Annotated in this window: 23 protein-coding genes; 7 read left to right on the top strand and 16 right to left on the bottom strand. The window is 70.8% G+C overall.

Translation table 11 applies throughout. From position 1 onward, the window contains the following. Positions 1 to 12 precede the first annotated feature (12 nt). Positions 13 to 621 (bottom strand): TetR/AcrR family transcriptional regulator, encoded by a 609-nt coding sequence (locus tag CG723_RS04485; protein ID WP_100591915.1) that lies wholly within the window; start codon positions 619 to 621, stop codon positions 13 to 15. 94 nt (positions 622 to 715) lie between these two features. Between CG723_RS04485 and CG723_RS04490 the strand changes: the two genes are divergently transcribed. After that, positions 716 to 3154 (top strand): glycoside hydrolase family 3 protein, encoded by a 2439-nt coding sequence (locus CG723_RS04490; protein ID WP_234374143.1) that lies wholly within the window; start codon positions 716 to 718, stop codon positions 3152 to 3154. Between the two features lie 97 nt (positions 3155 to 3251). On the opposite strand, the gene CG723_RS04495 is transcribed toward CG723_RS04490, so the two are convergent. Further along, positions 3252 to 4244, bottom strand: a complete 993-nt coding sequence (locus CG723_RS04495; RefSeq protein ID WP_100591917.1) for an aldose epimerase family protein — start codon at positions 4242 to 4244, stop codon at positions 3252 to 3254. Positions 4245 to 4275: 31 nt separating this feature from the next. After that, positions 4276 to 5196, bottom strand: a complete 921-nt coding sequence (locus CG723_RS04500) for an SGNH/GDSL hydrolase family protein (RefSeq protein ID WP_100591918.1) — start codon at positions 5194 to 5196, stop codon at positions 4276 to 4278. A 380-nt stretch (positions 5197 to 5576) separates the two neighbouring features. Here CG723_RS04500 and CG723_RS04505 point away from each other — a divergent pair, with 380 nt between their 5' ends. Next, positions 5577 to 6071, top strand: a complete 495-nt coding sequence (locus CG723_RS04505) for a DUF3145 domain-containing protein (protein ID WP_100591919.1) — start codon at positions 5577 to 5579, stop codon at positions 6069 to 6071. Positions 6072 to 6183: 112 nt separating this feature from the next. Here CG723_RS04505 and CG723_RS04510 read toward each other — a convergent pair whose 3' ends face one another. The 5 genes from CG723_RS04510 to CG723_RS04530 form a co-directional block, all read right to left on the bottom strand. Continuing rightward, complete coding sequence (locus CG723_RS04510; RefSeq protein ID WP_100591920.1) at positions 6184 to 7455, bottom strand: beta-ketoacyl-[acyl-carrier-protein] synthase family protein; 1272 nt, start codon at positions 7453 to 7455, stop codon at positions 6184 to 6186. Positions 7456 to 7538: 83 nt separating this feature from the next. After that, positions 7539 to 7787 (bottom strand): acyl carrier protein, encoded by a 249-nt coding sequence (locus tag CG723_RS04515; protein WP_100591921.1) that lies wholly within the window; start codon positions 7785 to 7787, stop codon positions 7539 to 7541. Positions 7788 to 7858: 71 nt separating this feature from the next. Beyond that, complete coding sequence (locus CG723_RS04520) at positions 7859 to 8890, bottom strand: ketoacyl-ACP synthase III (RefSeq protein WP_100591922.1); 1032 nt, start codon at positions 8888 to 8890, stop codon at positions 7859 to 7861. A 17-nt stretch (positions 8891 to 8907) separates the two neighbouring features. Continuing rightward, complete coding sequence (locus CG723_RS04525; RefSeq protein ID WP_100591923.1) at positions 8908 to 9846, bottom strand: ACP S-malonyltransferase; 939 nt, start codon at positions 9844 to 9846, stop codon at positions 8908 to 8910. Between the two features lie 89 nt (positions 9847 to 9935). Further along, on the bottom strand, positions 9936 to 11150 hold the full coding sequence (locus tag CG723_RS04530) for a PucR family transcriptional regulator (RefSeq protein ID WP_100591924.1): 1215 nt from the start codon (positions 11148 to 11150) through the stop codon (positions 9936 to 9938). 95 nt (positions 11151 to 11245) lie between these two features. Between CG723_RS04530 and CG723_RS04535 the strand changes: the two genes are divergently transcribed. Continuing rightward, positions 11246 to 11902, top strand: a complete 657-nt coding sequence (locus CG723_RS04535; RefSeq protein WP_199841686.1) for a pirin family protein — start codon at positions 11246 to 11248, stop codon at positions 11900 to 11902. A gap of 57 nt (positions 11903 to 11959) precedes the next feature. On the opposite strand, the gene CG723_RS04540 is transcribed toward CG723_RS04535, so the two are convergent. Beyond that, positions 11960 to 12775, bottom strand: a complete 816-nt coding sequence (locus CG723_RS04540) for a serine hydrolase domain-containing protein (RefSeq protein ID WP_100591925.1) — start codon at positions 12773 to 12775, stop codon at positions 11960 to 11962. 148 nt (positions 12776 to 12923) lie between these two features. On the opposite strand from CG723_RS04540, the gene CG723_RS04545 reads away from it, so the two are divergent. Both CG723_RS04545 and CG723_RS04550 read left to right on the top strand, forming a co-directional pair. Further along, positions 12924 to 13385, top strand: a complete 462-nt coding sequence (locus CG723_RS04545; protein WP_100591926.1) for a MerR family transcriptional regulator — start codon at positions 12924 to 12926, stop codon at positions 13383 to 13385. A 5-nt stretch (positions 13386 to 13390) separates the two neighbouring features. Next, on the top strand, positions 13391 to 14419 hold the full coding sequence (locus CG723_RS04550) for an aldo/keto reductase (RefSeq protein WP_100591927.1): 1029 nt from the start codon (positions 13391 to 13393) through the stop codon (positions 14417 to 14419). A 70-nt stretch (positions 14420 to 14489) separates the two neighbouring features. On the opposite strand, the gene CG723_RS04555 is transcribed toward CG723_RS04550, so the two are convergent. From CG723_RS04555 to CG723_RS04585, 7 genes are all read right to left on the bottom strand, one after another. Next, on the bottom strand, positions 14490 to 15707 hold the full coding sequence (locus CG723_RS04555; protein ID WP_100591928.1) for an acyltransferase family protein: 1218 nt from the start codon (positions 15705 to 15707) through the stop codon (positions 14490 to 14492). Beyond that, the gene (locus CG723_RS04560) at positions 15704 to 16834 is read right to left on the bottom strand and encodes an alpha/beta hydrolase (protein ID WP_100591929.1); all 1131 of its coding nucleotides are present in this window, start codon (positions 16832 to 16834) and stop codon (positions 15704 to 15706) included. Before CG723_RS04560 ends, CG723_RS04555 begins: the two co-directional genes overlap by 4 nt. Positions 16835 to 17019: 185 nt before the next feature. Beyond that, entirely contained in the window at positions 17020 to 17697 is a 678-nt protein-coding gene (locus CG723_RS04565; RefSeq protein ID WP_100591930.1) for a response regulator, read from the bottom strand. 16 nt (positions 17698 to 17713) lie between these two features. Beyond that, positions 17714 to 19078, bottom strand: coding sequence for a sensor histidine kinase (locus tag CG723_RS04570; RefSeq protein ID WP_199841656.1), 1365 nt, complete (start codon positions 19076 to 19078; stop codon positions 17714 to 17716). Positions 19079 to 19284: 206 nt separating this feature from the next. After that, complete coding sequence (locus CG723_RS04575) at positions 19285 to 20139, bottom strand: DUF4429 domain-containing protein (RefSeq protein WP_199841657.1); 855 nt, start codon at positions 20137 to 20139, stop codon at positions 19285 to 19287. Positions 20140 to 20215: 76 nt separating this feature from the next. After that, positions 20216 to 21424 carry an alpha/beta hydrolase family protein gene (locus CG723_RS04580; RefSeq protein ID WP_100591933.1) on the bottom strand — a complete coding sequence of 403 codons (1209 nt, stop codon included), beginning with the start codon at positions 21422 to 21424 and terminating at the stop codon, positions 20216 to 20218. 160 nt (positions 21425 to 21584) lie between these two features. Next, entirely contained in the window at positions 21585 to 22229 is a 645-nt protein-coding gene (locus CG723_RS04585) for a TetR family transcriptional regulator (protein WP_234374144.1), read from the bottom strand. A gap of 115 nt (positions 22230 to 22344) precedes the next feature. Between CG723_RS04585 and CG723_RS04590 the strand changes: the two genes are divergently transcribed. Both CG723_RS04590 and CG723_RS04595 read left to right on the top strand, forming a co-directional pair. Continuing rightward, positions 22345 to 23955 carry a DHA2 family efflux MFS transporter permease subunit gene (locus CG723_RS04590; protein ID WP_100591935.1) on the top strand — a complete coding sequence of 537 codons (1611 nt, stop codon included), beginning with the start codon at positions 22345 to 22347 and terminating at the stop codon, positions 23953 to 23955. A gap of 235 nt (positions 23956 to 24190) precedes the next feature. Then, entirely contained in the window at positions 24191 to 24562 is a 372-nt protein-coding gene (locus CG723_RS04595) for a peptidase inhibitor family I36 protein (protein ID WP_100592554.1), read from the top strand. The last annotated feature ends 76 nt before the right edge of the window (positions 24563 to 24638 follow it).

The following is a 24638-nucleotide window of genomic DNA, read 5'->3' on the forward strand; positions in this document are numbered from 1 at the left end:
ACACACGGGAGTTCACCCGGGGCCCGCGTCCCCCGCGTCGCCTTCGCCGCCCTCGATGAGCGCCAGGAAGTCGCGGAACGCGCCCGGCATATCCACCGAATCGGGGTCCAGCAGCCACTGGTACTGCAGCCCGTCCATCACCGCCACGAGCAGCGGCGCCGCCCGCTCGGGCGTGAGGCCGCCGGGCAGCCGCTCCCCGTATTCGGTGCGCAGCACCGCGGCCATGCTCTCCCGCACGCTCCCGTACCGCTCGGTGAAGTAGGGCCGCGCCGGGTGGTCCTCCGTGACGCTCTCGCCGAGCAGTGCGGAGAACGTCTGCACGATGCCGGGCCGCATCGCGTTGTACTCGACCAGCGAGGCCAGCAGGTCGAGCCGCCACCGGCCGTCCGGCACCGCGTCCCACTGGTCGCGCTCCTCCAGGACCGCGACGAGCAGGGCCTCCTTGGTGCGGAAGTAGTGCAGCAGCCCCTGCTGCGTCAGCCCGACGCGCTCGGCCACCGCCCCAAGCGTGGCGCCGCGGTATCCGCGCTCGGCGATCACCTCCAGGGCGGCACGGAGGATCTCCGCGCGCCGTTCCTCGCTCCTGGCGGTTCTCGTACCCATGCCGTCACCGTACGACATCGTTCATAACGGCGACATAACGAAACCTACCGATCTACAGGTAACGGGTGCAGGATGGCGGCCAAGGGCCGGACTTCAACGAGGAGGCGCCGCCGTGGCGGAGACCCAGCAGGACCAGGCACGCGAGGCTGTCATCGAGGCAGCGCTCGGCAAGCTCGACCTCGACGCAAAGGCGAATCTCCTCGCCGGGCAGGACATGTGGTCCCTGCCCGCTGTCCCCGGCATCGGCCTCGGTTCGCTGGTGATGTCGGACGGCCCGATCGGTGTCCGCGGCATCCGCTGGACCGCCGACGACCCCTCGATCGCCCTTCCGTCACCGACGGCGCTCGCCGCCACCTGGGACCCCGAACTCGCCTGCAAAGCAGGTCGGTTGCTCGCCCAGGAGGCCCGCCGCAAGGGCGTCCACTTGCTGCTCGCCCCGACCGTCAACCTGCACCGCTCGCCGCTGGGCGGCCGGCACTTCGAGGCGTACAGCGAGGACCCGTACCTGACCGGCGCGATCGGCACCGGGTACGTGCGCGGCGTGCAGTCCGGCGGCGTCGGCACCACCGTCAAGCACTTCGTCGGCAACGACGCCGAGACCGACCGCTTCACCGTCGACAACACCGTCTCCGCCCGCGCCCTGCGTGAGCTGTACCTCGCCCCCTTCGAGGCCATCGTCGAGAACGCCCACCCCTGGGGCATCATGACCGCCTACAACAGGGTCAACGGCACGACGATGACCGAACACCGCTACCTCGTGAACGAGGTGCTGCGCGGCGAATGGGGCTTCGACGGCTTCAACGTCTCCGACTGGATGGCCGCCCGCTCCACCACCGGCGACATCGAGGGCGGCCTCGACGTCGCGATGCCCGGCCCGCGCACGGTCTACGGCCCTGCGCTCGCCGCCGCAGTCCGCGCCGGTGAGGTCGAGGAGCCCACCGTCGACGAGGCCGTGCGCAACGTGCTGCGCCTCGCCGCCCGCGTCGGCATCCTCGAAGGCGCCGAGCCTGTGGTCACCGAGGCCCCGGAAGAGATCGACGGCGAGGCGCTCGCCCGCGAGATCGCCCGCCGCGCCTTCGTCCTCGTACGCAACTCCGGTGCGCTTCCCCTTCGTCCAGGCGGCAGCGTCGCCCTCATCGGCGCCGCCGCACGCGACGCCCGGGTCCTCGGCGGAGGCTCCGCCACTGTCTTCCCCGCCCATGTCGTCTCCCCGCTCGACGGGCTGACCGCCGCGCTCCCCGAGGGCACGCTCACGTACGCCGTCGGCGCCGACCCGAACGAGGAACTCGCCCCCGCGGGCGCCGGGTTCGAGCTGCGCGCCCACTGCCTGGACGCCTCCGGCGACGTCATCGGCACCGCTTCCGTGCCCGGCGGCCGTATTCAGTGGATCGGCGCCGACCTGCCCGACGGCGTCACCCACGACACCCTGCACACCGTCGAGATCACCGGCACCTTCACCCCGCGCGCCTCCGGGCCGCACACCTTCGGCACCCAGGGCATCGGCGGCTTCACCCTCACCGTCGCCGGACAGACCGTCTTCGACGGGGAGCAGCCGCTCGCCTCCGCCGCCGACCCGTTCGCGGCGTTCTTCGGCAGCCCCGTCGGCCGCGGAGACGTCGACCTCGTCGCCGGCGAGCCCGTCGACGTATCCCTGCGCTACGTCGTCTTCAAGCCCGAGGGCGCCCCGCTCCAGGCCATCGCGTTCTCGCTGGTGCACCGCGAGCCGCAGCGCGACCCCGACGAGCTGATCGCCGAGGCCGTCGAGGCCGCGCGCGCCGCCGACACCGCGGTCGTCGTGGTGGCCACCACCGAGCGTGTCGAGTCCGAGGGCTTCGACCGCAAGGACCTGCGCCTGCCGGGCCGTCAGGACGACCTCGTCCGCGCCGTTGCCGCCGCCAACCCGAACACCGTCGTGGTCGTGAACTCCGGCTCCCCGGTGGAACTCCCGTGGCGCGAGGACGTCGCGGCCGTGCTCCTGAGCTGGTTCCCCGGCCAGGAGGGCGGCGACGCCCTCGCCGACGTGCTCACCGGAGCCGAGGAGCCCGGCGGCCGGCTGCCCACCACCTGGGGCGCGTTCGAGGACGCACCCGTCACCGAGGTCACCCCCACCGACGGCCGGCTGGCCTACACCGAGGGCGTGTTCATCGGCTACCGCGCCTGGGAGAGGTCGGGCGCCACCCCGTCGTACGCCTTCGGCCACGGCCTCGGCTACACCGACTGGACGTACGAGTCGATCGAGGTGCGGGACGCGGGCGCGACGGCCGTGGTCCGGGTGCGCAACTCCGGTGAGCGGTCCGGTCGCGAGGTGGTCCAGGTCTATCTGGCGCCCGAGCAGGCCGACCCCGCCCGCCCGGCCCGCTGGCTGGCCGGCTTCGCGGGAGCCGAGGCGGCACCCGGCGAGAGCGTCGAGGTCACCGTCCCGCTGCCGCGCCGCGCCTACGAGATCTGGGACGAGAGCGCCAACGCGTGGGCGCACCAGGCGGGCGCGTACGAGGTGGAAGCGGGCCGCTCGGTCATGGACCGGCGCGTGAGCACGCGGATCGCAGTCTGAGCGGATTCGCAGGGTGCGGGGCCGGGTCCGGGTCCGGGTCCGGGGGCGGGCCTGGGGCCGGGGGGGTGTTGGTGGTACGGGTTCCGGTTCCGGGGGTTCAGGCGCGGGTGCCGAACCCGTACACCGTCTCCGAACGGAACACCTGCCCCGGCCTCAGTTGCGTCGACGGGAACCGGGGCCGGTTGGGGGAGTCCGGGAAGTGCTGGGTCTCCAGGGCGATCCCGGCGCCGGGCGCGAACGGCAGCGTCTCGTCGAAGTGGTCGCCCGTGTACAGCTGGAGCCCCGGCTCGGTCGTCGCGACGGTCAGCGTCCGCCCCGACGCCGGGTCGTGCAGCTCGGCGACCTCCGCGGGCGCCTCGGTGACCCCCTTGTCGAGCACGTAGTTGCGGTCGTGGCCGAGCCCCGGCTTCCGCGGCTCCCGGAAGTCGAAGGCCGTCCCCGCCACCTCGGTGAACTCACCGGTCGGGATCAGATCCCCGTCCGCCGCGGTGAACCGCGAGGCCGCGATGCGCACCTCGTGCCCGCCCGCCGCGTCACCGGAGCCCGCGCCGCCCAGATTCCAGTACGAGTGGTTCGTCAGGTTCACGACGGTCGGCGCGTCGGTCACCGCCTCGTACACGATCCGCAGCGCCCCGCTCTCGTCGAGCGTGTACGTCGCCGAGACCTCCATGCGCCCCGGGAAGCCCTCCTCGCCGTGCGGGCTCACCCGGTGCAGTCGTACACCGTGCTCCAGCGGGTCCGCGTCCCACACGCGCTTGTCGAAGCCGCGCTCGCCGCCGTGCAGTGCGTTCGTCCCGTTGTTCTGCGCCAGGTGGTAGGTCCGGCCGTCGAGCGGGAAGCGGCCGCCCGCGATCCGGTTCGCGTACCGGCCGACCAGCGCGCCCAGGAACGGCCCCGGATGGGCGAGATACCCGTCCAGCGAGGGAAAACCGAGCGCCACGTCCGCCGTGGCACCGCCCCGGTCGGGAACCTCCGCCGACTGCACGATCCCGCCGTACGTCAGGACGCGCACCCGCACCCCGCCGCGTTCGAGAGTCCAGCGGTGGACGGGCGTGCCGTCGGGGAGCGTGCCGAAGAGTTCGCTGCGCATGATCGAGACCTTACGCCGGGGAGCCCCCGGCTCAGGTGATCGGCTCCTTGGCCGTCACCCGTCGGTACGCCATCGCCGCGAGCCGCGACTGGCCGTCCTTGCTGGGGTGGAACCAGTCCCAGTGGCTCAGCTGCTTCCCGTCGAACCGGTAGGCGAAGACCGCCCCGCCGTCGTACCGGCACCGCCGGTCCTTCGCGCACACGTCCGCGAGCACCTCGTTGTACGCCACCACCCGGTCCTGCACCGAGGCCCGGCGCTGCGTCGCCGCTGCCGCGAGGTCGTCCGGGTCGGCCAGCATCGACGAGCAGATGCCGAGCTTCCACACCTGCTTGCCCAGCGGATTCGTCCGGCCCGCCGACCACAGGCGCTTGAGGTCCGGCACGCTCGACACATACACCTGAGCCTTGGGCACCTCGCGCCGCAGCGTGTGCATCGCTTCCTCGAAGTCGGCGCGGAACGTGTCGACCGGCGTCATCGTGGCGGGCGTCGGCCGGCAGGCGTCGTTGGCCCCCGCCATCACCGTCACAAGGCCCGGTGACACCGCGGCCGCCTGCTCCATCTGCGCGGGAAGGTCAGCCATCCGTGCACCGGTGCGCGCGAAATTCCAACTGTGCGTGGCCGCCCGGTCCTTCCCCAGGAGCCGGACCGCGAGGCTGCGCACCCCGGTGTCGGAACCGGTCGCCCACGACACCTCCGGGCAGTCCGTGAGGACCGAGCAGGCGTCGAAGCCCCGCGTGATGGAGTCGCCCACGGCGGCAACGGAGCGCGGGCTCGTGTCCCACCTGGGGGTGGGCTTCGGGGACGGCTTCGTACCGGCCGTACTGCCCTCCGGTCCTGGGGAGTTGTCGCCGATCGCGTCGCATGCGGCGAGGCCCGCGGCACCGAGCAGAACCGCCGTCGCACCGGCGACGGCGGCCCGGACGGCAGCCGACCGGTGGCTTCGGATCCGCATCCCGTTGTCCTCTCTCACCGGTTCTGGCCGCCGCCGACGCCTCTGTTGTCGAACGTGACGCCGCGCACGCCGCCGCGGTTGAGTCCCCGCGGGTGAAACGTCGGCCCTCCAGGGCGCCGGGACCGACGGTACGTCACACTCCTTGCGCCGCCACACGGTAGCCTCGCCCCGTGGCGGCCCGGCCACTGCTGTCACGGCAGCGACAGGACGGTCGGCCGACCCAGTGAAGCCCCGCAAGACAGCTTCCGCTAAATTACATCACGTCACATCTGTCCCTTTTTTCCTGGTTCCCCGGGTTCAACTGGTCTTTGGGGAAAACTGCTCGGCACGGGCGCGAGGCCGCCGGAGAAGGCGAACCTCGTCCCACACTGGAGGTCCCGGTGACGACACGTGGAGTCCTGTACGTGCACTCCGCACCGCGCGCGCTGTGCCCGCACGTCGAATGGGCAGTCGCGGGCGTGCTCGGCGCGCGTATCAACCTCGACTGGATCCGGCAGCCGGCGGCGCCGGGCACCTGGAGATCCGAGTTCTCCTGGCGCGGTGAGGCGGGCACCGCCTCCAAACTGGCGTCCGCGCTGCGCGGCTGGCAGCTCCTCCGCTTCGAGGTGACCGCGGAACCCTGCGCGACGGCCGAGGGCGAGCGCTACAGCGCCACGCCCGAACTGGGCATCTTCCACGCCGTCACCGGAATCCACGGCGACATCCTCATCCCCGAGGACCGGCTGCGCGCCGCGCTCGCCCGTTCGAAGGGCGGTGAGACGGACCTGGAAGCCGAACTCGCCAAGCTCCTCGGCAAGCCCTGGGACGACGAACTGGAACCCTTCCGCTACGCGGGCGAGGGCGCCCCGGTGCGGTGGCTGCACCAGGTGGTGTGAGGCGTTCCGCAGGCTTTCTGCAGGCGTTCTGAGCGGTGGTGCTTCGCAGTTGCCGAAGGGGCCCCCACCATCACGGTGGGGGCCCCTTCGGCTACGTACGTGTACGCGGGGGTCAGACCGAGCGGAACGCCAGCACGACGTTGTGTCCGCCGAAGCCGAACGAGTCGTTCAGCGCGGCGATGCGGCCCTCGACGGGCAGCTTGCGGGCCTCACCGCGGACGATGTCGGCGGCAGCCTCCGCCTCCGGGTCGAGGTTCTCGACGTTGATCGTCGGCGGAGCCACCCGGTGGTACAGGGCGAGCACCGACGCGACCGACTCGATACCGCCGGCGCCGCCGAGGAGGTGGCCCGTCATCGACTTGGTGGCGGAGACCGCCATGTGGTCGGTGTCGTCGCCGAAGACCTTGCGCAGCGCCTTGAGCTCGGCCACGTCACCGGCCGGCGTCGAGGTCGCGTGCGCGTTCACGTGCACGATCTCGGCCGGGTCCAGGTCGGTGTTGTCGAGCAGGTTCTGCAGGGCCTGCGAGATGCCGCGGCCGCCCGGCTCCGGCTGGACGATGTCGTGGCTGTCGGCGGAGATGCCCTGGCCGACCGCCTCCGCGTAGACGCGGGCACCGCGCTTGGCGGCGTGCTCGGCGGACTCGAGGATCAGGACACCGGCGCCCTCACCGAGGACGAAGCCGTCCCGGCCGACGTCGTAGGGACGCGAGGCGCCCTGCGGGTCGTCGTTGTTCTTGGACATCGCCATCATGTTGCCGAAGGCGGCGATGGGCAGCGGGTGGATGGCCGCCTCGGTGCCACCGGCGACCACGACGTCCGCACGGCCCGTGCGGATCATCTCGATCGCGTAGCCGATGGCCTCGGCGCCGGACGCGCAGGCGGAGACCGGGGTGTGCACACCCGCGCGGGCGTTCACGGCCAGGCCCACGTTGGCCGACGGGCCGTTCGGCATGAGCATCGGGACGGTGTGCGGGGAGACGCGGCGTACGCCCTTCTCCTTCAGCACGTCGTACTGGTCGAGGAGCGTCGTCACGCCGCCGATGCCGGAGGCGATGACCGCGCCGAGCCGGTCGGGGGCGACAGCGGGGTCCTCACCGGCCTTGTCGGTGTAACCGGCGTCGGCCCAGGCCTCCTTGGCCGCGATCAGCGCGAACTGCGCCGAGCGGTCCAGGCGGCGGGCCTGCGGGCGCGGGATGACCTCGCTCGGTTCCACGGCGATCTGCGCCGCGATGCGGACCGCCTGGTCGGCGGCCCACTCCTGTTCGAGGGGACGGACACCGGAACGACCGGCGACCAGACCCTCCCAGGTGGACGTCGCGTCGCCACCCAGCGGTGTGGTTGCGCCGATACCGGTGACGACCACGGTGCGATTGGTCGGGCTCACAGGAATTCTTTCTCCAACGGATGCGAGGGATTCAGCGGCGCCACCGCCGGGTGGCGGAGCGGCAGCACTAGGCGAGCGGTTGATCAGGCCTGGTGCTTGACGATGTAGTCGGTGGCGTCACCGACGGTCTTGAGGTTCTTGACGTCGTCGTCCGGGATCTTGACGTCGAAGCGCTCTTCGGCGGCGACGACGACCTCGACCATGGACAGCGAGTCGACGTCCAGGTCGTCGGTGAAGGACTTGTCCAGCTGGACGTCCTCGACCGGGATGCCGGCGATCTCGTTCACGATCTCCGCGAGACCGGCGACGATCTCTTCCTGAGTGGCGGCCATGTTGGCGCTCCTTCTTACGTATCCAGAGGGTGTGGCGGCGTTTGTGCCCGGAGTGATCCGGGACGGTCTGCCTAGGGGAGGGTAACGACCGTGGCGGCGTAGACGAGACCCGCCCCGAAGCCGATGACGAGGGCGGTGTCGCCGCTCTTCGCCTTCCCGGTCGCCAGAAGCCGCTCCATCGCGAGCGGAATCGAGGCGGCCGAGGTGTTGCCGGTGGTCTCGATGTCACGGGCGACCGTGACATGCTCCGGCAGTTTCAGAGTCTTCACCATCGAGTCGATGATCCGCATGTTTGCCTGGTGCGGAATGAAGACGTCCAGGTCGTCCGCGCTGATCCCGGCCGCGTCCAGCGCCTGCTGGGCAACCTTCGCCATCTCGAACACGGCCCAGCGGAACACCGCCTGGCCCTCCTGCGTGATCGCAGGGAACTTGATGTCGCCCTTGCTGTCGAGCGGCAGCTTCGACACATCGCCGACGCGGAACTCGTCCCACGGCACGGTCTGCTTGATCGTCTCGGACTTGTCGCCCTCGGAACCCCAGACGGTGGGACCGATGTGCGGCTCCTGCGAGGGGCCCACGACGACGGCGCCCGCGCCGTCACCGAACAGGAAGGCCGTCGCGCGGTCCTCCAGGTCGGTCAGGTCGCTCAGCCGCTCCACGCCGATCACCAGCACGTACTCGGCGCTGCCCTCGACGATCATGCCCTTGGCGAGGGTCAGGCCGTAGCCGAAGCCCGCGCACCCGGCGGAGATGTCGAACGCGGCCGCCTTGGCGGTGCCGAGCTTGTCCGCGATCTCGGTCGCGATGGCCGGGGTCTGCTTGAAGTGCGACACGGTCGACACGACCACGGCGCCGATCCGCTCCGCGCTGATCCCGGCGTCCGCGATGGCCTTGCCGGAGGCCTCGATCGACATCGCGGCCACGGTCTCCGAGTCGGAGGCCCAGTGGCGCGTCGCGATGCCCGAACGGGAGCGGATCCACTCGTCGGACGAGTCGATCGTCTCGAGGATCACCTCGTTCGGCACGACCCGCGTCGGCCGGTAACCGCCGACGCCCATGATGCGCGCGTACGGGGCGCCCTGACTGGGCTTGATCTTCGACATGCTCTCGGGGCTCCTTGTCAGGCCGTCTGCGTGTCCGCCGCGGCGGAGGTGTGCTCGGCGATCAGGGCGCGGGCTGCGTCGAGGTCGTCGGGGGTCTTGAGAGCGAGGGTCTGCACGCCCGGCAGGGCGCGCTTGGCGAGACCGGTGAGGGTGCCGCCCGGGCACACCTCGACGAGCGCGGTCACGCCGAGCTCCTTGAAGGTCTCCATGCACAGGTCCCAGCGCACCGGGTTGGCCACCTGGCCGACCAGACGCGAGACGACCTCGGCACCGGTGGCGACCGTCCGGCCGTCCTTGTTCGACACGTACGCGACCGTGGGGTCGGCCGGGGTGAGGGCCTGAGCGGCCTCTTCCAGCGTCGCCACCGCGGGAGCCATGTGGCGGGTGTGGAACGCGCCGGCCACCGTCAGCGGCACGACCCGGCGTACGCCCTCGGGCTTGTCGGCCTCGAGCGCGGCGAGCTCCTCGAGGGTGCCCGCGGCCACGATCTGGCCCGCGCCGTTCACATTCGCCGGGGTCAGGCCCAGCTTCTCCAGGTGCGCGGTGGTGACCTCCGGGTCGCCGCCGAGCAGGGCGGACATACCGGTCTTGGTCACGGCGGCCGCCTCGGCCATGGCCAGGCCGCGCTTGCGCACGAGCTGGAGGGCGGCGGTGTCGTCGAGAACCCCGGCGAAGGCCGCCGCGGTGATCTCGCCGACGCTGTGGCCCGCGACGGCGTCAGGAGCGATGTCGCCGAGTGCCGCGGCCGACAGGAGTCCGGCCGCGACGAGCAGAGGCTGAGCGACGGCCGTGTCACGGATCGCGTCCGCGTCGGCCTGCGTGCCGTAGTGGGCAAGGTCGAGCCCGATGGCGTCCGACCACGCGGCGACGCGGTCTGCGGCACCGGGGAGGTCTAGCCAGGGAGTCAGGAAGCCGGGCGTCTGAGCGCCTTGGCCGGGAGCGACGAGTACGAGCACTCTCACACTCTCTCTTGTGGACGGCCACGGCCGCCCGTGGGGACAGGGACGAAGAACCGAAGGGGGAATTGTAGGCCCCCGACAAAAGGCTATGACTGAGGATCCGCGTCGGCCAGGCGCCCCAGGATCAGCGCGATCCGCAGCGTGAACGCCGACCTGACATCGGAGGGTGACCAGCCGGTGACGTCTGTCACACGTCGGAGCCGGTAGCGGACGGTGTTCGGGTGGACGAAGAGCATCCGGGCCGCCCCTTCGAGACTGCTCGCCTGTTCCAGATAGACGCTGAGCGTCTCCAGGAGAGCCGAACCGGCCTCCTCGAGTGGTCTGTAGATCTCCTCCACCAACTGCTCGCGCGCGGCAGGGTCGCTCGCGATCGCCCGCTCCGGAAGGAGATCATCCGCCAGAACGGGGCGCGGAGCGTCCTGCCACGCCCCGCACGCCTTGAGTCCGGCGGCCGCGGCCTGCGCCGACCTGGTCGCGGCGAGCAGGTCGGGGACCACGGGGCCGGCCACCACGGGACCCGCCGCATACGGGCCGATCAGCGACTTCGCGACCTGGAGTGGATTGTTGTTGCCGCCTGCGATGACGACGAGGCGGTCGCCGAGCACCCCGGTCAGGACCTGGAGCTTGGCGTGCCGGGCGGCCCGGCGGATCGCCTCGACGGTCAGCTCGCTGTCCCCGTCGGGGGCGGTGCCGAGCACCACGCACACGTGCTCCGGCGAGTTCCACCCGAGCGCCGCGGCCCTGCTGACGGCACCCTCGTCGGCCTCGCCCGAGAGAACCGCGTTGACCACCAGGGACTCGAGTCGGGCGTCCCACGCACCGCGCGCCTCGGCCGCCTGAGCGTAGACCTGGGCGGTCGCGAAGGCGATCTCCCGTGCGTAGACGAGCAGTGCCTCACGCAGGATCGACTCGTCGCCGGGCGCCGCGACCTCGTCGATCGCGGACTCCATGACCTCGATGGTCGTGCGGACCATCTCCACGGTCTGGCGCAGCGTGATGGCCCGGGTCAGCTCGCGAGGCGCGGTGCCGAAGACGTCGGTCGAGATCGCCTGGGGGGCGTCCGGGTGCCGGAACCACTCGGTGAAGGCCGCGATACCTGCCTGCGCGACCAGCCCGATCCAGGAGCGGTTCTCCGGTGGCATCGCCCGGTACCACGGCAGCGTCTCGTCCATGCGCGTAATGGCCTGCGCGGCGAGGCTCCCGGACGACTTCTCCAGGCGCTTCAGGGTCGCGGAGTGCGGGTGGGGGTTCGCACGGCGGTCGCGATGGTCGGGGGCTTCGTTCGCTGAGGGTTCGGGCACGGGGACAAGACTGCCTTATCGGGACGGCTCAGCGGAGTGGAGGGTGCAAGGTGGCCACGTGGACGTCCGCGTCCGGGGCTACCGTGTACGGCGTGATGGAAGTACGTCGCTCCGGCGACCGGTACCCCGGCGGCGAGCCGGACGCCGGAATCGAGTCGTTCCACGCCTTCTCCTTCGGGCCCCACTACGACCCCGACAACCTGCGCTTCGGATCGATCCTGGCCTGCAACGAGGAACGGCTCGCGCCGGGCGCGGGTTTCGACGAGCATCCGCACAGCCACGCCGAGATCGTCACCTGGGTCGTCTCGGGCCGGCTCACCCACCGCGATTCGACGGGGCACGAGTCCGTGGTCGCCCCGGGCGATGTGCAGCGCCTCAGCGCGGGCGGCGGAGTGCGTCATGTCGAGCGCAATGACGGCCCCGACCCGCTCGTCTTCGTCCAGATGTGGCTCGCTCCTGTGGAACCGGGCGGCGACCCGGTCTACGAGGTCGTGCACGGCATCGCCGACTCCACGCCCTACGACGTGCCCGAGGCCGGCTCCCTCCTGCATGTGCGCCGCCTCGGACCGGGGGAGCGCGCCGCCGTCCCGGACGCGGCCCAGGTGTACGTTCATGTCGTCCGCGGCGAAGTGGTGCTCGGCGGTGAGGAGTTGGGCGCAGGCGACTCGGTCAGGATTGCCGGGGAACCCGACCTCGAAGCCGTGGCGTCAGGACCGGCGGAACTGCTGCTGTGGGAGATGGCCGCCCGCTGAGGCCTCCCTTGCGAACGGCCGCGCGCCCCTCACACGTGACCGCTCGAGACCGACCCCTCACACCTCGGCGAGCACCGCGTCCGTGAAGGGGGGCCACACCTCGGCCGCCCACGGCCCGAAGGCCCGATCGGTCAGCGCCACACACGCGACACCGGCCTCGGGGTCGACCCACAGGAAGGTGCCCGACTGCCCGAAGTGCCCGAACGTCCGCGGCGACGACGAACTCCCCGTCCAGTGCGGCGACTTGGAGTCCCTGATCTCGAACCCGAGCCCCCAGTCGTTCGGGTTCTGGTGCCCGTACCCCGGCAGCACGCCCTTGAGGCCCGGATACTGAACGGTCATCGCCTCGGCGACGGTCCGCGGATCGAGCAGCCGGGGAGCCTGCACCTCGGCGGCGAACCGCGCCAGGTCGTCCACGGTCGACACCCCGTCCTTGGCGGGCGAGCCCTCCAGCGAGGTCGAGGTCATCCCGAGCGGCTCGCATACCGCCTGGTGCAGATACTCCGCGAACGGGATCTCCGTCGCCTTCGCGATGTGGTCGCCGAGCACCTCGAACCCCGCATTCGAGTACAGCCGCCGTGTACCCGGCGCCGACGTCGCCCGGTGCTCGTCGAAGGCGAGCCCGGAGGTGTGCGCGAGGAGGTGGCGCACCGTGGAACCCTCGGGGCCGGCCTGGTCGTCGAACTCGATCGCGCCCTCTTCGTAGGCGACGAGGGCGGCGTAGGCGGCGAGCGGCTTGGTGACCGAGGCCAGCGGGAAACGGTGGGCCGTCGGGCCGTGCGCCCCGAGGACCGTGCCGTCCGCGCGGACGACGGCTGCGGCGGCGGTCGGTACCGGCCAGTTCTCGATCATCGCAAGGCTCTGCATGGCCACGAGCCTAACGGGCTCCGCGAGGACACCCTCCTACGCCCACGAGCTGGGCCGGGCCGTCGCGCGGGCCAAGTCGCATCGACGGACGCCGTCCGGAATTCCTCCCCAATGTGCTTGCTTGGAGTGCACTTCAACGTTCTAGCGTGGGGGCATGACGGTGATGGAGACCACCCCCGCACCCAGCAAGGCCGACGTCTGCGCATCGGCCCCCACCGCTCACCCGCGCCCGGAGGGCCAGGACCACTACACGATCAGCGAGGTCGTGGCCTTCACCGGACTGACCGCCCACACGCTGCGCTGGTACGAGCGGATCGGGCTCATGCCCCACATCGACCGCTCGCACACGGGCCAGCGCCGCTACAGCAACCGGGACCTCGACTGGCTCACCTTCGTGGGCAAGCTGCGGCTGACCGGGATGCCCGTGGCACACATGGTGCGCTACGCCGAACTCGTGCGGGTCGGTGAGGACACCTTCGAGGAGCGCCGCGAACTCCTCGAATCGACGCGCAGGGACGTGCTGTCCCGGATCGCCGAACTCCAGGACACCTTGTCCGTACTCGACCTCAAGATTGACTTCTATGCGGGCGCCCGGCGGGCGTCGGAGAGGGCCTGAACCGAATGAGCAGCACGGAGCAGCCGCAGCGGATTTCCACTGTGGAGTTGGGAAACAACGGGCCCATGGTGGGCGTGCAGGGCCTCGGCTGCATGGGCATGAGCTGGGCCTACGGTCCGACGGACGCCGACGAGGCGCGGGCCACCCTGGAGCGGGGCCTGGAACTCGGCGTCACCTTGTACGACACCGCCGACGCCTATGCCGCCGGCGAGAACGAGAAGTTCCTTGCTCCCTTCCTCAAGGCGCACCGTGACGAGGTGGTGCTGGCCACCAAATTCGCCCTGGGCGTGGACCCGAGCGACCCCACGAAGCGCGTCATCAACAACGATCCCGAGTACATCCGCGCCTGCATCGACGCCAGCCTCCAGCGTCTCGGCGTCGACACGATCGACGTCTACTACATGCACCGCCGCGACGTGAACGTGCCGATCGAGGAGACCGTCGGCGTGATGGCCGAACTCGTCGCCGCCGGCAAGGTCAAGCACCTCGGCCTCAGCGAGGTCACCGGCGGCGAACTGCGCGCCGCCCAGGCCGTGCACCCGATCGCCGCCCTCCAGTCCGAGTGGTCGCTGTTCAGCCGCGACATCGAGAAGGAGGTCGTGCCGACCGCCGCCGAACTGGGTGTGGCCCTCGTGCCGTACTCGCCGCTCGGGCGCGGCTTCCTCACCGGCTCCTTCGTCAGCGCCGACAAGGAGCTCGGCGCGGACGACTTCCGCCGCCAGCAGCCCCGTTTCACCGGCGACAACGCCGCTGCCAACGCGGCCCTGCTCGAGCCGGTGCGCCAGGTCGCCGAGGCCCATGGCGCCTCCCTCGGCCAGATCGCCCTGGCCTGGGTGCAGCAGCAGTCGGGGGCCTTCGGACTCCCCGTCGTCCCGATCCCCGGCACCCGTAAGCGCAGCCGCATCGAGGAGAACGCCGCGGCCACCCGCATCACCCTCACCGACGCCGAACTCGCCCTGATCGCCCCCATCGCCTCCCAGGTCGCGGGTGACCGCTACGCCGACATGACCTTCACCTCGGCGGGGCGCGAGTAACACCCCGGTGCCACCCGCCCGGTCCGCCGCCGTGGGCATCTCCTGCCCCCGGTGGCGGTCGGCCGGCACCTCACGTGAGCCCCAGCGCGAACACCGCGAACCCCGCGGCCAGCAGCCCGGCCAGCGCCCGCCGCGCATGCGTCGACCGCTTCCAGGGAGCCTCGAAGCCGCGCGTGTACCTGCCGATCAGCGCGAGCAGCCCGGCGAAGACCGGAAGCCACGCGACCCTCGCCGCTATCCAGCCCAGCGAGTCCGGACTCGTCGTCAGCCCGGGTATCGCACCGGCGAAGGAACCCGGTATCGCCGCTGCCAGCAGCGCCGTCTGGTGCCAGCAAAGGATCGTCATCGCCGAGAGGTTGATGACGACGACCGGAGCCCACAGCGCGGGCCGCCGCAGCAGCCGGCCGATCCGGTCCCGCAGGAGCATCGCCGCACCGCTCTGCGCGGCCGCAAGCGCGAGCACCAGCAACGACGGCGGATGGGAGTTCGTCCGCACCTCGCCCGGCACGCCCACCATCGACTCCGGGTAGTGGAACGCGAGGAGCAGCGTCGCGAACAGGGCGGCGCCGCCGATCAGCAGCGCCCACGCACCACGCCTTCCGATCCTCTTCTCGCCCCAGCAGACGCCCAGTTGGTAGGCGAACATCCAGCCGGGGAGCAGGTTGAGCAGGCTCAGCCAGGACGGCATGGCATCCGCATGCGGCCCGTAGCGCAGGAAGTCGATCACGGCTACGGACCCGAGCAGCGGTGCCGCCGCCCACGCCCCCAGTTTCCGGGCGGCGCGTACGCAGTACGGCGTGAGCGCGGTGATCACCGTGTAGACGCCCACGAACCACAGCGGCTGTATCACCAGCGTCGAGCCGGTGTGCAGGGTCTTCTCCGGCACCCCGAGCGCGTACAACGCGGGGATCAGCGCAGCGCATACCGCCGTCACCCCGAGGACCGGGCGTCCCAGACGTGCCAGCCGGCCGCGCAGCCAGACGCTCATCGACCCGCCCGCCTCCAGTGTCCGCCGGTACGACAGAACGGATGCGTAGCCCCCCACCAGGAAGAAGATGCCGAGCATCTGCAGCACCCAGCTGATCGGGGCGAGGAATCCGAAGGAGGACAGCGGGCTCGTGTTGTGCAGCGCGCCCTGGCCGTCGAGGGAGAAGCCGCCAAGGAGCCAGTGGCCCATGGGTACGGCGAGCAGCGCGAGTGCGCGCAGTCCGTCTATCGCCCGGTCCCGGTGGGCCGGTGTCTTCGCGTCGATGGCGGACGCGGTCCTGCGCAGAGTCGCGATACTCATGACGTCGCTCCAGTCGCGATACGGGTGAAAGCGCGCAGCGAGTCCGTGCCGGGCGCGAAGTAGCCGGTGTGGCCCTCGGCGTCGTGGGCCGGGATGCGGCGGGCGCCGAAGGAGGGGTCGGTCGGGTCGGTGCCGTGGCCCAGGCCGAACAACTCGACGTTCGGCACGCGGCCGATCCAGTCGCTGTCGTCCCGCGCGGCCCAGACCCGGGCCTTGGTGCGCAGTTCGGCCACCTTGTCCGCGCGCAGGCCCGGGGAGCCGAGCACCACGAGGTCGGACGCGGGCAGTCGGGCGGCGGAGAGTCCGCACACCACCGATCCGTAGCTGTGGCAGAAGACGGAGGGAAGCGGCGCGCCCGACGCCGTCAGGCCCTGGACGAAGCGGGTCAGTCTCGGCGCACCCGCCTCGGCGAGCCGGCCGGTGGCGGCGTCCGGCCCCAGGCCGACAGGCGTCGTGTATCCCACCCACGCCACGACCGCCGTGCGGCCGCCCGACGCCGCGTACAGCGAGCGGGCCATCCCCGCCGGGGTGCCGTACGGATCCTTGGCCCGGTCGAACGAGCTCAGGTCGATGTCCGAGCCGGGCACGACGACGGACGCGTGCTCGGCGCCCGCCAAGTCCCCGAATACCTCGGCCACTTGGCCGCGGCCTCGTGGGTCGAAGGCGAGTATCTGCCGCCCGGGCTTCAGGAGTTCGGCGTATCGGGTGACGAGGAAGCGAGCCTGCGCGTGGTCCTGGGACGTGAGCGAAGGGTCCTCCGCACGCGCCCGGGCCCGGTCACGCTCGGCTTTCAACGCACGGGTGTTGGCCTCGTAGCGAAGATCCGCAGGAACGCCGTCCAGATTCCCGACCACGGTCGGATGCCGCGCGACCAGATCCTGCCGCTCGGCGTCGTCCAACCCGCGGAAGAACGCCGCCACCTGGGCCGGCCTCGCGGTCGACGGATCGGGCAGCCCGACGCCGAGGGCGTGATCCGCACGCCAGGACGCCACGCCGGGCGGCGGACCCGTGAGGGGGCTCTGCTCGCTGCCGACGGCCCAGCCCGTCGTGCCCGCCACGACAGTCGTCGTGAGCGCGGCGGCGACCAGTGTCCTACGGCCGCGTTGCTTCCATGAGCGCAGGCGCATCGCCCGTCTCCCCTCCGTCCGGTGGCGTGACGAGGGGAAGATAGGAAGACGACGCCCGGCTCCACGTCACACCGGGGAGCCAACTCTCGGGTGATACCCGGGTATTCGGAGGTGCTACTCAGGTAGGGGGTGCGCCGGGAAGACCCGCGCTGACCTGGGCGCGGCGCGTGATACCGAGCCTGGGCCTACTGGTCGCCGGGCGTGACGAGGCCGGTCTCGTAGGCGAAAATCACGGCCTGCGCCCGGTCCCGCAGCCCCAACTTCGCGAGCACCCGGCCGATATGGGTCTTCACGGTCTGCTCCGCGAGGACCAGCTTCTGCGCGATCTCCTGGTTGGACAGGCCCCGGGCGATGAGTTCGAGGACCTCTGTCTCGCGTGGCGTCAGACAGTTCAACTCCGGCGAGCGGTCCCTGCGACCGGACGGGCGCTGCCTTGCGATGTCCTCGATGAGCCGGCGCGTGACCGTCGGGGCGAGCAGCGCCTCTCCGGCGGCCACCACTCGCACCGCCGCGATGAGGTCGGCCGGCGGTGCGTCCTTGAGGAGAAAACCCGAAGCGCCCGCGCGCAGCGCCTCGTACACATAGTCATCCACGTCGAACGTGGTCAGCATCAGGACCTTGGGACGGTGGATCACGCCCGGTGGAGGGTCGAGGAGCACGCGGGTCGCCGCGATCCCGTCCATCTCGGGCATCCGCACGTCCATGAGGACGACATCCGGATGGGTGGTCCGGCTGACCTCGACACCCTGCTTGCCGTCCGGAGCCTCGCCCACGACGTCGATGTCGCTCTGCGCGGCCAGAAGCGCGGCGAACCCCGCTCGCACCATGGCCTGGTCGTCGACGATGATCACGCGGATGGTCATGCGGTGCCGAATTCCTTTACGACGAGGGGGAGTCGGGCTCGGCCAGCGGGAGTCGGGCCGCGACGCGGAAGCCTCCCCCGGGCAGTGGGCCCACGTCGAGTGTGCCGCCGACCAACCGTACGCGCTCGTGCATCCCGATGAGACCGTGTCCTGTGCCGGTCGTCTCCACGGGTGAGGCGTGCTCGCCCGCCGGGCCATTGACCACGATCACCAGCAGGGCGTCCTCGTCCTTGGAGACAGAGATCTGAGTCCGGGCACCGGGAGCGTGCCGCACGACATTGGCCAGGGCCTCCTGCACGATGCGGTACGCGGAGAGGTCCACCGCGGGCGGCACATCGGTCAGCTCCCCGACGAGCGTCAGCTCGGGCATCGACAACTCCGCCGGGACACCGCCCCGTACCGTGGCCTCCACCAGTTGCTGAAGCCGGCCGAGACCCGGCTGAGGCGCGCGCTCGCCGCCCGGGGCGTCCTCGCTGCGCAGCACCGCGAGAAGCCGCCGCATCTCACCGAGCGACTCCCTGGCGCCCGCCGCTATCGAACCGAACTCCTCGCACGCCTCGGGGGTCAGGCCCTGGAGCCGGTACGGCGCGGAGTCCGCCTGCACCGTGATGACCGACATGTGATGAGCCACGACGTCGTGCAACTCCCGTGCGATACGCGCCCGTTCCTCAAGGAGGGTGCGCTGGGAACGCTCGGCCTCGTTGATCGTCTCCTGCTCGACGAGTCTGCGCTGTGCTTCCCCGCGCTCGCGCAGCAGCGTCCCGAACAGCAGCACCCCACCGCTCAGCACGATCATCAGCACGCTCGTGGACTGGCTGTCCGAGGGGCGGAACAGGTCGAGGACGAGTCCGGACACCACCGTGACCAGCCAGACCCCCAGGACCGTGCGTCTGCCCTCCCGCAGGGACAGGACGAAGCACAGGGCCAGATATCCCACGATGACCATGGGGGTCCAGGGCGCGGCGTGCTGGGAGGCCGATCCCTGGATGACAATCGCCCCGACGATGTCCGCGACGATCACAATGCCCCACGCGAGCAGCGGCCGGCTGACGGCGAGCAGCAGAGGAGCGGCCTGTGCGACCCCCAGGGCGCCGGCGAGACCGCCGGGGACCCCGTAGTCGTTCGACAGGACCTGGGTGGTGACCGGGATCAGTGTGGCGACGAAGCCCAGCGCGAGCACATAGGGGACCAGCCGCACCCAGCGGCTCGACGAGTGGCCGAGCAGAGGCTCGGCCGGTCCGGCGGGAGCGGCGAGCGAGGCCCCGGCCGCCCGCAGCCCGCCGAGGACGGCGGCGAGCACGCGGCGCGGGCCCCCCGGCGGTGCGGCCTTGCGGTCCGGCGGGCGGGGCTCCTGGTCGGGTGCAGTCGATGTGGGGCTCATGGCCTGCTCAGCGTAGGCAACAACCACCCGCGGTGCCGTCATACCGGGGAGCTCACCGGACCCCGTACCCAGGTATGACATGAGGGGCCGACCGACGGACGTCGAACCTCGACGAAGTCACGTGCGCCAGGACCGCACCCGGAGCCGAGCGGCACGCCATGCCGGGGTCGCTCGCTCCCAGGCCGGGCTCGCACCCCGCGGCCGCCCTACAACTCAGCCAGCAGCTCGGCTTTCTTCGTGGAGAACTCGGAGTCCGTGACGAGGCCCGCCTGGTGCAGCTCGCCCAGGTGACGGATGCGGTCCGCGATGTCCGCGGGGTCACGCCGGGCAGGGGAGGCGCCGGACGCGGGCACGGCCGAGCCGGCCCTTACGGCCGCGAGGATGGACGCGGCGAAGGGCAGCGACTCGTGCACGGGCCCGTACCCGAGACCGAAGATCACGGCGGCCGGGTCCTGGTCGGCCTGAGCGGGCTGCTCGGACGTGTCGCGGCGCAACAGCCGCAGGTGGCCCTCGAAGACCTCGGGCGAACGCCATTCGACGCCGCTCAGATCCGAGACGGGAAAGCTCTTGTCGCCGGCCTTCCACTTCGCCGACGACGCCCCGGTCCAGAACCATCGGAACGCGACGGACTTACCGTCGAAAGAGGCCTTGCCGTCGTAGGCCTTGAAGTGCAGTGGCGCTTCGGGCGCCGCCACCAGGTAGCGGCCCGCCGGTGCGTCGTCGTCCAGGGCCAGCACGTCGCGCAGTTCGTCCGCGTAGTACTCGGCGAGTGTCTCGCGCTCGGCGGGCAGGACGAGCCGGTAGGGGTCGCACCCCTCCTTGAGCTGTCCCGCGGCCGCGTCCATCAGCGGATCGGCGCCCGGTCTCGGCACGGCGCGCAGGACGACGGTCCCGCGCTTGCCGGGAGTGAGTGTCACCGCCGCGATCGCCTCATAGGGGATGCGGCGCTCACCGAGTGCTTGGAGCAGCTTCGGCGTGCGGATTCCCCGTTCGAAGCGGATGAGCACGGAGTCGGACCCGAACTCCCAGGCGGCATGAAATCCGGCCAGTACGTCACCCATGCGGCTCATCGTATGCGGCACGCGCGCCTCCGTCCCCTGTTGCGTCGTGCCCCTGTTTCACCGATTTCTACGCGCGTCAGGCCGATGTTGTGCCGGAAGATCCGTCACGACAGGTGTCATGCCCGCTCGCACATCGCAGGGTGCGGTACGAACCGATGCCGATGTCGGCGAAGTTGCTGAGGCTCTCCGTGCCCGGCTCGAAATAGCCGGTGTGCCCGCGTGCGCCCGCTGCCGACAGGACCCGGGCGCCGAATCCACGGGAGACGGGGTCGGCGCCGTGACCGATCCCGCCGACCTCCAGGTACGGCACGTCCTGGATCCAGTCGTCGCTGTCCCGCATCGCCCACACGCGCGCGTGGGTGCCCAGTTTCGCGGCCTTCTCGGCGCGCATTCCGGGGCTGCCGGCCACCGCTATGTCGCTCACCCGGGAGGGCAGCTTGTGGGCGGCGACACCGCACACCACGGAACCGTAGCTGTGGCAGTACAGGGCCACCGGAGTGCGGCCCGGCAGTGCGCGTACCAGGGCGTTGAGCCGGGTGGCGCCCTCCTTCGCGCGCATCGCGGTGGCCGCGTCCACGCCGAGGCCCGCGGGCGTCGTGTAGTCGGCCCAGGCGATCACGGCGGTGCGTGTGCCGGGTCCGGCGGCGCGCTCCGCGCGGTACAGGGAGCGGGCCATGCCGACCGGCGCCGAGTACTTGCGGACGGTCCGCTGGAACGTGAGGAGGTTGGTGTCGACGCCGGGGACCACGACCGAGACGCGCTGGGCCTTGTCGAGGTCCCCGAAGACCTCGGCGACGCGGCCGGTGCCCAGGGGATCGAAGGCGAGGATCTTGCGGTCGGGGCGCATCAGCGACGCGTACCGGTTCATGCGCTGGCCGGCGTCGCGCTGTCCCGCAGCGGAGAGCCGGTTGTCGTGCGTGCTCCTCCGCGCCACCTTGCGGGCCTGGTCGAGGGCGATGCGGTTGGCGCGGTAGCGCAGCTCCAGCGGCGCGCCGTTCATGTTGCCGACGGCGAGCGGGTAGTGGGCGACGAGCCTGGTGCGCTGTTGGCTGGTGAGTGCGGCGAAGAACTGCGCGAGGCGGGCGGGCGAGCCGTCCGGGTCCGGCAGAGCGCGCCCGTTGAGGTGGCCGTGTTCCCACGCTGTGATGGCGGCGTTGACCGGCGAGGTGACGCCCTTGTGGCGCACGGCGGTCCAGCCGGTGGTCGCCAGCATGACGAACACAACGGCCAGTGCGAGCAGTGCGCGCCAGACGCTGAGTTGCGGGGATGAGTCGAAGGAAGTCACTGCGGGACACCCTAGGAGAACCGCGGACCAACCCGCGAAATCGGTGAGGCAGATCACGTTTCCGGCGGGGCAATTAGGGCGAAACGGTCCTAGCTTAGGTGGTGTCGTCACACTCTGTAGGTGCCGATTGCGCCCTTGGCGCGCGGGAGTGCACAGTCGGTCACTCTGTGCGCCACTTCCCCGCCAACACCGGCCCCAGCTGGTCGAGATAGGACTCCGTGACCTCGCGGATCGACTCGACGCTGATGTCCTCACCGGCGCCCCACAGCCGCCCGGCCATGCGCATCACGCCACTGAACGCGGCCACTGTCACGCGGGGGCGCAGATCCGTCTCCACGTCGAGGCCCTCGCGCTCGGCGATCACGCGCGCGATCTCCTCCTCCAGCTCTGTGGAACGGCGCAGGTGGACAGCGATCAGGGAGGGGGTGGATTCGATCATCTGGTAGGTGCGCATGTGGAGTTCGACCGGAACGACCTCTTCGATGGGCTCACCGAGGGTGTCCCAGGCGTCGAGCACGGCACCACGCAGGGCCTCGAACGGGCTGTCGGCCGCGGGGCGTTCGCGCAGGAGGGCGATGAAGCGGGACTCCACCATGTCCTGGACCGCGAACGCGGTCTCCTCCTTGCTGGTGAAGTACCGGAAGAAGGTGCGCTGCGAGACGTCGACGGCCTCCGCGATTTCGTCAACCGTCGTGTGGTCGTACCCCTTTGTGGTGAAGAGTTCCAGCGCGGAGCGCAGCAGGGCCTCGCGGGTGCGCTGCTTCTTGCGTTCCCGCAGCCCTGAACGCGCTTCCTGCGTCTTCACCCGTGTCCCTCTTTGCATCCGTTTGCCCAGCTCAGCTTACCTGTGAGCAACGTGACAGTTACCGACTTGTGAATTGGTTTGTCAACTGTCAGTCACTGTCATTAGCCTCGAACGCATGACTAGTCAGACCACCGTCGACAAGGCGGACAAGGCTCCGGAGCCCGTGTCCGTTCCGGCCCCGGCCAAGGGGCTTCGCGGCCACCCCTGGCTGACGCTGTTCTCCGTCGCGATCGGCGTGATGATGGTCGCTCTCGACGGCACCATCGTGGCCATCGCCAACCCGGCCATCCAGAAGGACCTCGGCGCCAGCTTCGCCGACGTCCAATGGATCACCAACGGCTACTTCCTCGCCCTCGCGGTCACGCTGATCACCGCGGGCAAGCTCGGCGACCGGTTCGGTCACCGGCAGACCTTCCTCATCGGCGTGATCGGGTTCGCCGCAGCCTCGGGGGCCATCGGCCTGTCGGACAGCATCGCCCTGGTGGTCACCTTCCGGGTGCTCCAGGGCCTGTTCGGCGCGCTCCTCATGCCGGCCGCGCTCGGCCTCCTGCGGGCCACGTTCCCCGCCGAGAAGCTGAACATGGCGATCGGCATCTGGGGCATGGTGATCGGCGCGTCGACCGCGGGCGGCCCGATCCTCGGTGGGCTGCTCGTCCAGCACGTCAGCTGGCAGTCCGTCTTCTTCATCAACGTCCCCGTCGGCGTCATCGCCCTAGTCCTCGGGCTCCTGATCCTCAAGGACCACCGCGCAGAGAACGCGCCGCGATCCTTCGACGTCCTCGGCATCGTGCTGCTCTCCGCCGCGATGTTCAGCCTGGTCTGGGCGCTCATCAAGGCCCCGGCGTGGGGCTGGGGCGACGGCCTGACCTGGACGTTCCTGGCGGCCTCCGTGCTGTGCTTCGCGCTCTTCGCGATCTGGGAGACGCGCGTCAAGGAGCCGCTGATCCCGCTGGCCCTGTTCCGCTCGGTGCCGCTGTCTGCCGGCGTGGTCCTGATGGTGCTCATGGCCATCGCCTTCATGGGCGGCCTCTTCTTCGTCACCTTCTACTTGCAGAACGTGCACGGCATGAGCCCCGTCGACTCCGGTCTGCACCTCCTGCCGCTGACCGGAATGATGATCGTGGGCTCGCCGCTGGCGGGCGCGATGATCACGAAGGTGGGTCCGCGCATCCCGCTCGCGGGCGGCATGCTGCTCACCGCCGTCGCCATGTACGGCATGTCCACGCTGGAGTCGGGCACGGGCAGCGGCGCCATGTCGCTGTGGTTCGCCCTCCTCGGCCTGGGCCTCGCTCCCGTCATGGTGGGCGCCACCGAGGTCATCGTGGGCAACGCCCCGATGGAGCTCTCCGGCGTCGCGGGCGGCCTCCAGCAGGCCGCCATGCAGATCGGAGGAAGCCTCGGCACCGCCGTGCTCGGCGCCGTGATGGCCTCGAAGGTGGACAACGACCTCGCGGGCAACTGGACCGACGCCAAGCTTCCGCCGCTCACGCCCGCCCAGCTGGACCAGGCGTCCGAGGCGGTCCAGGTCGGTGTGGGCCCGGTCCCGAAGGGCACACCGGCCGAGCTTGCCGAGAAGATCACCTCGGTCGCGCACGACACCTTCATCTCCGGCATGAGCCTGGCCTGCCTGGTCGCCGCGGGCGTCGCCGTCGTGGCGATCTTCGTCGCGTTCCTGACCAAGCGGGGAACGAACGCTGAGGCGGGCGCGGGGGCCGCACACATCTAGCGCCTCTCAGGGGATGCGCTCATCGGGCCCCCTCGGGGGAAACCCGCAGACCACCCCCGAAGTGCCCCCGCACCCACCCCGAAATGCCCTCAGGGAAATCCTGGGGGCATTTCGCTTATCCGAGTGATCTGATTCGTCAGCTCTTCCCGTCTGATTGCCCACCGGTCCAGAGTGCAGACAAGTGACCAGCACGACACGGGGGTTGAACGATATGGGTACGAGGATGCGCGCCGCGATGGGTACGACGTTACCGATGACGGCCGCGGCCGCTCTGGCGGCCGTCCTGCTGACACCGGTCCATGCCGGGGCCGCCGCTCCCCCGACATCGGGGGACTGCGCGGCGGGGGAGCTGTGCCTGTGGGAGAAGCCGGCGTTCAAGGGACACCGGCAGACGTACGAGCTGTCCGGGATCGACATCGAGAGCTGCGTCGCGCTGCCGGAGGGGGGCAGCGCGCAGGCTCTCGCCAATCGCACCGGACGGCCGGTCACGGCCTACCAGTCCGCCGAGTGCGCCGAGACGGGGGAGTTCCAGACCTATCCCGGCAGTGGCACATGGGCGCCCCAATCTCCTTACCGGGTACGGGCGTTCAAGGTCTGGGAGCGCTGAGATGAAAGAAGGCGAGGTGCGGTGCGGCCCCCGTGGCCGCACCGCACCTCGAACCTCTACGACAGTCGGGACCAGG

Origin of the sequence: Streptomyces sp. CB01635 (assembly GCF_002803065.1) — a bacterium.
In the GTDB taxonomy this organism is placed as follows: Bacteria; Actinomycetota; Actinomycetes; order Streptomycetales; family Streptomycetaceae; genus Streptomyces.

What these genes read in the sequence shown, in the direction of transcription:
- CG723_RS04550 (WP_100591927.1), top strand. Translation starts at nt 13,391, where the DNA reads ATGAGCAGCACGGAGCAGCCGCAGCGGATTTCCACTGTGGAGTTGGGA.
- CG723_RS04520 (WP_100591922.1), bottom strand. Translation starts at nt 8,890, where the DNA reads ATGTCGAAGATCAAGCCCAGTCAGGGCGCCCCGTACGCGCGCATCATG.
- CG723_RS04500 (WP_100591918.1), bottom strand. Translation starts at nt 5,196, where the DNA reads ATGCGGATCCGAAGCCACCGGTCGGCTGCCGTCCGGGCCGCCGTCGCC.
- CG723_RS04555 (WP_100591928.1), bottom strand. Translation starts at nt 15,707, where the DNA reads ATGAGTATCGCGACTCTGCGCAGGACCGCGTCCGCCATCGACGCGAAG.
- CG723_RS04590 (WP_100591935.1), top strand. Translation starts at nt 22,345, where the DNA reads ATGACTAGTCAGACCACCGTCGACAAGGCGGACAAGGCTCCGGAGCCC.
- CG723_RS04515 (WP_100591921.1), bottom strand. Translation starts at nt 7,787, where the DNA reads ATGGCCGCCACTCAGGAAGAGATCGTCGCCGGTCTCGCGGAGATCGTG.
- CG723_RS04575 (WP_199841657.1), bottom strand. Translation starts at nt 20,139, where the DNA reads ATGGGTGACGTACTGGCCGGATTTCATGCCGCCTGGGAGTTCGGGTCC.
- CG723_RS04570 (WP_199841656.1), bottom strand. Translation starts at nt 19,078, where the DNA reads ATGAGCCCCACATCGACTGCACCCGACCAGGAGCCCCGCCCGCCGGAC.
- CG723_RS04535 (WP_199841686.1), top strand. Translation starts at nt 11,246, where the DNA reads ATGGAAGTACGTCGCTCCGGCGACCGGTACCCCGGCGGCGAGCCGGAC.
- CG723_RS04485 (WP_100591915.1), bottom strand. Translation starts at nt 621, where the DNA reads ATGTCGTACGGTGACGGCATGGGTACGAGAACCGCCAGGAGCGAGGAA.
- CG723_RS04595 (WP_100592554.1), top strand. Translation starts at nt 24,191, where the DNA reads ATGGGTACGACGTTACCGATGACGGCCGCGGCCGCTCTGGCGGCCGTC.
- CG723_RS04545 (WP_100591926.1), top strand. Translation starts at nt 12,924, where the DNA reads ATGACGGTGATGGAGACCACCCCCGCACCCAGCAAGGCCGACGTCTGC.
- CG723_RS04565 (WP_100591930.1), bottom strand. Translation starts at nt 17,697, where the DNA reads ATGACCATCCGCGTGATCATCGTCGACGACCAGGCCATGGTGCGAGCG.
- CG723_RS04560 (WP_100591929.1), bottom strand. Translation starts at nt 16,834, where the DNA reads ATGCGCCTGCGCTCATGGAAGCAACGCGGCCGTAGGACACTGGTCGCC.
- CG723_RS04495 (WP_100591917.1), bottom strand. Translation starts at nt 4,244, where the DNA reads ATGCGCAGCGAACTCTTCGGCACGCTCCCCGACGGCACGCCCGTCCAC.